This is a genomic window from Acetobacter senegalensis (assembly GCF_001580995.1).
Classification (GTDB): Bacteria; Pseudomonadota; Alphaproteobacteria; order Acetobacterales; family Acetobacteraceae; genus Acetobacter; species Acetobacter senegalensis.
The window spans coordinates 1-7,005 of the sequence record NZ_LHZU01000064.1 but is presented as its reverse complement, the minus strand read 5'-3'; the positions used below and the strand labels follow the sequence as shown (position 1 = coordinate 7,005).

6 protein-coding genes are annotated in these 7,005 nt (G+C 60.6%); 1 reads left to right on the top strand and 5 read right to left on the bottom strand.

What is annotated here, in order from left to right:
* On the bottom strand, window positions 1-1,718 hold a 1,718-nt coding region (locus AD948_RS00730; RefSeq protein WP_061470277.1), incomplete at its 3' end, for a recombinase family protein.
* Window positions 1,719-1,730: 12 nt separating this feature from the next.
* Window positions 1,731-1,925, bottom strand: a complete 195-nt coding sequence (locus AD948_RS00725) for a hypothetical protein (protein ID WP_061470276.1) — start codon at window positions 1,923-1,925, stop codon at window positions 1,731-1,733.
* 393 nt (window positions 1,926-2,318) lie between these two features.
* On the opposite strand from AD948_RS00725, the gene AD948_RS00720 reads away from it, so the two are divergent.
* Window positions 2,319-4,376, top strand: a complete 2,058-nt coding sequence (locus tag AD948_RS00720) for a ParB/RepB/Spo0J family partition protein (RefSeq protein ID WP_061470275.1) — start codon at window positions 2,319-2,321, stop codon at window positions 4,374-4,376.
* Window positions 4,377-4,496: 120 nt separating this feature from the next.
* Here AD948_RS00720 and AD948_RS00715 read toward each other — a convergent pair whose 3' ends face one another.
* The 3 genes from AD948_RS00715 to AD948_RS00705 all read right to left on the bottom strand — a co-directional run.
* Window positions 4,497-5,219: a hypothetical protein gene (locus tag AD948_RS00715; RefSeq protein WP_061470274.1), complete on the bottom strand. Its 723-nt coding sequence runs from the start codon at window positions 5,217-5,219 to the stop codon at window positions 4,497-4,499.
* Window positions 5,220-5,386: 167 nt separating this feature from the next.
* Entirely contained in the window at window positions 5,387-6,811 is a 1,425-nt protein-coding gene (locus AD948_RS00710; RefSeq protein WP_061470273.1) for a DHA2 family efflux MFS transporter permease subunit, read from the bottom strand.
* A gap of 48 nt (window positions 6,812-6,859) precedes the next feature.
* On the bottom strand, window positions 6,860-7,005 hold a 146-nt coding region (locus AD948_RS00705), incomplete at its 5' end, for an isochorismatase family protein (protein WP_156478871.1).

Below are 7,005 nucleotides of genomic sequence, written 5' to 3'. Positions count from 1 at the left end.
CTGAAGGCCGCAGGTTCAAATCCTGCCCCCGCAACCAATGACGCTTGCGAATGACCATTCGCCACATTCCGCCGGGATCGTAGTGTGCGGTTCCCCGCAACCAACGATACTTGCGATACGAACGCATCAAGAACGCCACTGTCCGGATGGACCGTGGCGTTTTTCTTGTGTGCCGCGAACTGCAGGATCGCTGCCAGATCGCCACGCAGGATGATCGCCAGTTCGCCTTCGGCCGGTTGGAGCGTGATCTGCGAGACGAGTGTGCGCAGGCGCTCGGCCGCCTCGGTCTTCGTGTCTTCGGCCCGAAGGCTCTCATAAAGAGACGCGATCCGCTGCTGGTAGATCTCCGCCATGTTCGGATGGAGAAGGGGAGGCGGCTCTTCGGTATTGGCAAGACATTCTGTCACTTCGGCCTTACGTGCTTCCAACTTCTTCATGTCGTTGACAATCGCCTGGATTGGTCCACCAGCCTTGAGCGCAGTCAGAAGTTTTGCCAGTTCCCGATCAATGCGGGGCAGCTCTGCCCGCATGGCAACCAGATCGGCACCGTGCTCCATACGCAGCCGGTTCACCTCGCGGGTGAACTCGTTGCAGAACTCCTTGAACAGGTCCGGTTCCATCAGATGCGTGCGCAGCCCGCTCAGGACGGAGGCCTCCAGTGCGTCGCGACGGATGTTGAGTCGGTTATCGCAGGTGCCTTTGTTGCGTGCCGTCGAGCAGCCGAGCAGATCCTTTGAGATCATGCTGTACCCGCCGCCACAGCACCCACAGCGGATCAACCCGGCAAAGAGATGGCGCGGGCGGCGCCGGTCATTGAGGGCTTCGTTGCCCCGTTCCGGCTGGCTGAAGGTTGTTTCGGCCTGGCGTGCCTTCACGGCATCCCATAGATCCTGCTCTATAATCCGCAACTCCGGCACCTCCTGAATCACCCATTCGGATTCAGGATTGAGGCGTGAGACGCGCTTGCCGGTATCGGGGTCTTTCAGATAGCGCAGCCGGTTCCAGACCAGCTTGCCCACATACATCTCATTGTTGAGGATGCCGGTGCCGCGTTCCCGGTTGCCGTGAATGGTGGACGGTCCCCATTCGCGGCCCTGCGGACCCGGAACGCCGTCGCGGTTCAGTTCCATGGCGATCGTGCGCGACGACTTGCCACGGGTGTAATCGGTGAAGATCCGTCTGACCGTGCGGGCCTCCTCCTCGTTGATGGTCCGGTCGCCCCGGATGCGCTCGCCTTTCGCATCGAACTGGCGCACCACGTCATAACCATAAGAGTTGCCGCCGCCGGACTTTCCGTCCTCGACGCGTCCGCGCAGTCCACGGCGCACCTTCTCGGCCAGATCCTTGAGGAACAGCGCGTTCATCGTGCCCTTGAGGCCGATATGCAGATGGGTGACGTCGCCCTCGGACAGGGTGATGATCCGCACGCCGGCGAATGTCATCCGTTTGAACAGGCCGGCGATATCTTCCTGGTCGCGCGACAGCCGGTCCATGGCTTCGGCCACGATGATCGTGAAGCGGCCGCGCGTAGCGTCCTGGATCAGTTCCTGAATACCTGGGCGGAGCAGGGAAGCACCGGAGATGGCACGGTCGGTGTAGCTGTCGACGATCGTCCAGCCCTGTTTCTCCGCATGAAGCCGGCAGAGGCGCAACTGATCCTCGATCGACGCGTCGCGCTGGTTGTCGGATGAGTAGCGGGCGTAGAGCGCGACTTTCACAATCCTATCTCCCTAATCCTGGAGATCGCGTCGCCTCGCGGCCTCCACTTCAGCGTTGACGAAATCCCGTGCGGCCTGACGGGCCAGAAGCCGGACCAGACTGACCAGCCGAGGATCGGCTCCACTGCGTAACGGTGTCACGTTGGCGTCCGGAGCGTCGAGAACGAGCCGCACCTTGCCCGCTATCGTATCGCGTTGACGTGCCATCTTCCCGTCCTTTCTGCATGGACCTGTGAGTGGTTCTGACAGCACTGTGGAGGTCGGACCGGAGATGCGTGAACAGAAAAACACACGGAAACAGGGAGATGGATCGTGCGGAGAGGGCTTTGGGATAGTCACGAATACTCACGGCTATCGTGGTCGGTACTATCACAAGATGGTGAGTGCACGACTATAATAGTCGCAATTTGTCGTGGAACGCATCGACTCGCGGATGAGCTGAGGCAGATATAGCTTCCGTAAAGCCGTGTCCGTGCCATTCCGTGGATGCGATCCGGCGTCTGGTGGGGCCGGGAGAGAGGAAGAGGGAAGTGGGGGTTTTCGTGACGGATTCAGGGGTGGGAGAGAGGCTTCTGCCCGTCCGTCACGGAGTGTCCTGCCATGGCGAGCGCCATCCAGAAAATCGCCCTCAATGCGTCCCGTGATATTCCCTTCAACAAGCTGGCACTGTCGCAGTCCAACGTGCGGCGCGTGAAGGCTGGCCTGTCGATCGAGGAACTGGCCCGCGATATCGAACGCCGCGGCTTGCTCCAGAGCCTCAACGTCCGTCCCGTGCTTGACGGCGAAGGGGCCGAGACTGGCACTTACGAAGTGCCGGCCGGTGGTCGCCGCTTCCGCGCCCTTGAACTGCTGGTGAAGCAGAAGAAACTGGCGAAGACCGCCCCGGTGCCTTGCATCGTGCGCGAGGCCGGAGCGTCCATTCTCGCCGAGGATGATTCCCTGGCCGAGAACGTCCAGCGCTTGGCCCTGCACCCGCTGGACCAGTTTCGTGCCTTTCGTGACATGCTGGAAAAAGGCATGTCCGAGGAAGAAATCGCTGCCGCGTTCTTCGTCGTGCCAGCCGTGGTGAAGCAGCGTTTGCGGCTGATGACCGTGTCCGACAAACTGCTCGATATCTACGAGCAGGATGGCATGAAGCTCAACCAGCTCATGGCCTTCTCGATCAGCGATGACCACACCCGTCAGGAGCAGGTCTGGGAGATCGTTTCCCAGAGCCACAATCGCGAGCCCTATCTGATCCGTCGCATGCTGACGGAGAAGACTGTGCGGGCGTCGGATCGCCGCGTGCGCTTCGTCGGGCTGGAGGCCTATCTTACCGCTGGCGGTCCCGTCATGCGTGACCTGTTCGAGGCAGACGATGGCGGCTGGCTGCAGGATCCGACCCTGCTCGACCGGCTGGTTATGGAAAAACTGGCTGCGGCGGCAGAAGACATCCGCACAGAAGGCTGGAAATGGGTCGAGACGGCGTTGTCCTTCCCCTGGGGTCATACGCGGGACTTCGTGGAGATCGACGGGACGCCCGTTGCGCTTTCGGAAGAAGAAGCCGCGCGTCTGAGCGCTCTGCACAGCGAGCAGGAAACGATCGAGGCGGAATACGCGCAGGCCGATGAATTCCCCGAAGACGTTGATATCCGTCTGGGCGAGATCGAGCAGGCCATTGAGGCGTTGGAAGAACGCCCTGTGTCCTTCGATCCGGTGGATATGGTGCGGGCAGGGGCCTTTGTCAGCCTCGATACCGACGGCACGCTGCTGGTCGAGCGGGGCTTCGTTCTGCCCGAGGATATGCCGGTGGAGCCCGAGGATGGTCACGATGAGTCCGAGGGATATGATGACACGGTCGTTCATCACTGCACGGGTGACGATGTCGAAGGAATTGGGACGGAAGATACCTTCGATACGGAGCCCGAAGAAGAAGACGGACTGAAGCCGTTTTCCGACCGCCTGCTGACCGAACTGACAGCCTGGCGCACGCTGGCGCTGCGGGATGCGTTTGCTGGCAATCCCCACATCGCGCTGACCGAATTCCTGCATACACTGGTGCGCGATATCTACTGGCAGACGCCGGGCGCGGACTGCCTTGAGGCCTATGTCCGGGAAATTTCCCTTCCGGTCCATTCCCCCGACATGCCGGGCAGCCTGCCGGCTCATGCGCTGCGCCAGCGCAACGAGGGCTGGAAGCACGATCTGCCGGACGACGAAGACGCCCTGTGGCGATGGATCGACGGACTGGATGACACCAGCCGCTTGGCCCTGCTGGCGCATTGCCTGTCTTTCGGGATCAACGCGTTGCATGAATCGTCCCATGGCCCGTCCCTGGCACGCAGCGTCAGGGAACGGCTGGCGCGAGCCGACCGCCTCGCCACTGCGCTTACGCTTGATCTGGTCGAAGCGGGCTGGCAACCGACGGTGGAGAACTATCTGGGCCGCGTCACCAAGGCCCGTATTCTCGAAGCCGTACGCGAGGCGCGGGGAACTGAGGCAGCCGAGCGTATCGCACATCTGAAAAAGAACGACATGGCGCAGGCGGCCGAAAGGCTGCTTGAGGGCGCCGGCTGGCTGCCCGAGGCTCTGCGGACGGCGAACGTGCCGGAGCGAACTGAAAGGGAAGAAGGGGCGGCGCGTATGACCGATAGGCATGATGCGGTCGCAGCTGAGTGAGATCTGTCGATGAATATCATGGGCGGCTTCCGGTCTCCGGGAGCCGTTTTTTTTATTGGACGAGACTGTATCGGGCACAGCGCGTTGTAACGCGCACTCGGGGTTGGCGGCCGGTGGTGGTCAGTGACGGGTCGCCGGGTGCAGGTGTCGATCCGTCTCCAGTTTGAGGGCGGCGGCCCATAAGGGCGTTTTGGTATAGAAATCCCGTCTGCTGAAGCCGGTGCCTGTTCGGTGCTCGTTGAGCAGTCCTGCCCAGCACAGCGGACGTAGGACATGGACATACAGACTGGCGGTCAGCTTGAAATCACGGTGACGGATTTCCTCTTCCTCGCCCCCGTAGAGAACCGAACACAGCCGCTCTTCGGTGACGGCAACCTGGGCTTCGATATTGATGACGTTGAGAAAGATATCCCAGTTGCCGAACAGTGGTTCATCGCTTCGGATGTAAGGGCTGTGGTCGACGACAAAGAGGAGATGGGTCGTCAACAGCATCCAGAGCCGGGCTGGCTCCGATTGGAGCTTTCTCGCCAGGTCGGTCAGCCGCAGGGTTCCCTTGAAATGCCGTGCGAGCTTCGCGCTGAGCAGAACTTCATGCAGGATCACCATCGGCGGGAAATCGTGTTCATTGAGAACTTTGTTGATGGCATAGAGGTCTTCGACCGTATAGCCGGGCCAGTCAAATGCCTCGGCGGCCCACGCGACAAAATAGCGCTTCAGTGCCTTGCTGGGCGTGAGGCCGATCGAGCCGTGTTCCTCAATATAGCCGATCGTCAGCAGCGCGGCCTTCAGGATGAGGGCATGCGACAGGGGAAGGTCGTTATCGGGCGAACGAAACGGATTCATCACATAAACAATGAACCAGGTCGGCGCGAGTTGCCAGTCTGGCTTTGCGACGTAGGGACGATCTCTGTCCCGTGTCCTTCATTGTCATGTCGGCTGTCGCCTTCAACGCAGAAAAATTTTCCAGAACTTGCCTGAGTTGCATTTTCACGTAAGCACTCAAAATACAATCAGGTAGAAGGTTGTCCTGACTGGCGCTTCTTTTTAGAGGGCTTGATGAAGCGCGTGGCGAGCAACAGAGCGCCATGACATAAGGCGAGCAACCCAAATGTTTCGGCATAAGCCTCTGATGCGATATGAGACGGACCGATCACTGCAAGCCGCCACCCAAGGAACGTGGCGCACCCTGTGATCAATGTCGGTCCGCCAATCCTTTGCATGATGTTCAGCGCAGTTGTCGCCATCGGAATATCCGCGCGTGCGATCGAAGCGTATCCCGCGCTCATCGCCGGAATGCCGACGGCGCCACCGCCGCCACCACGCAACAACAATGCCATGGTCAGCAGGGTGACGTTCAGACCGCTATAGGCAAGCAGCACCAAAATCATTGTTCCGACCAACGACAAAAGAGCCCCGCAACCAGTCAAGTCGCGCGCGTCAAACCGGTCACTCAGATGACCAATGAGCGGATAGACGCACATCATCCCTAGACCCAGGGGTGCCATGAACAGGCCCGTCCGCTCGGGCGAGACACCGCAGGCGTGGATCAGCCATACGGGTAGAAGCATCTGACCAGCGAACGACACCCCGTTCGTCAGAAACATGATGATCGCCGACACCGAAAAGGCAGGCGCACGCAGCAGGCGCAGGTCGATCAGCGCGTCATCGCCCTTGCGTCGCGCGGATCGGACATACAGGACGAATAGCACGAGGGACGCGCCTAAGGTCGCCTGTCCATAAGGCCGGGCGACATGATCCATGCCGTAGAGAAACGAGACGAGAGCGGGTGCGAGAAATCCTAGCCCTGTCAGGTCAAGTGGACGGGGGTGCTCGTCATGCCGATCGTCAGGGAGAAACAGAACGGCAAGGGCAAAAGCCGCAAGCCCGACCGGCACATTGAGAAGAAATATCCATCGCCAGGACGCGACGGAGAGAATGGCACCGGCGACGACCGGTCCAAGAAGTGGCGCGAGCAGAACGGGCGCCGTCATCGCGCTGGCAATCCTCGGCAGTTGTCTGCCCGCGACACGGGCAACCGTCATCTGCGCCATAGGGGCAAGCAGGCCGCCCGCCATGCCTTGCAGCAGGCGGAATACGATCAGGGACGGCGCAGACCACGCCAGCGCGCAAAGACCTGACGTCAGCGTGAAGGCACCGAAGCACCATAAATAGACTGCTCGGCTCCCGAGGCGGCTTACGAGCCATCCATTCAGCGGCAACGTCAGGGCGAGCGCCAGCAGATAGCCGCTGACCACCCACTGAATGCGTGAAAACGGCGCGTGCAGGCTCGTAACGAGATCTGGAAGCGACACATTGACGATCGTGGCGTCTAGTTGCGCCATGAAAGACCCGATCGCCGCGACGCTCACGATTTTCCAGATTCCCGGAGGCAGTTGATCCGGGTCTGAGGCTGGCGACGACGTTCTGGCGTTCATGAATGATCTCGCTGGGAACTGCGAGACGCGCAGCCATGAGTCATGCGTTTACGCATCCAGCGCGATCGCGTCGCTCGTCGTCACCCGGCCAAGACGGGGAAAAATCTCTTCGCAGGCAAAGCGCTGCATGTCTTCGGTGAATGTGGACATGACATCCTCGACGAGCACGACGTTGTATCCATGCTCATGCGCCG

Excerpts from the sequence above, each read along its gene's own strand:
- AD948_RS00720 (WP_061470275.1), top strand. The coding sequence starts at position 2,319 with ATGGCGAGCGCCATCCAGAAAATCGCCCTCAATGCGTCCCGTGATATT.
- AD948_RS00715 (WP_061470274.1), bottom strand. The coding sequence starts at position 5,219 with ATGAATCCGTTTCGTTCGCCCGATAACGACCTTCCCCTGTCGCATGCC.
- AD948_RS00725 (WP_061470276.1), bottom strand. The coding sequence starts at position 1,925 with ATGGCACGTCAACGCGATACGATAGCGGGCAAGGTGCGGCTCGTTCTC.
- AD948_RS00710 (WP_061470273.1), bottom strand. The coding sequence starts at position 6,811 with ATGAACGCCAGAACGTCGTCGCCAGCCTCAGACCCGGATCAACTGCCT.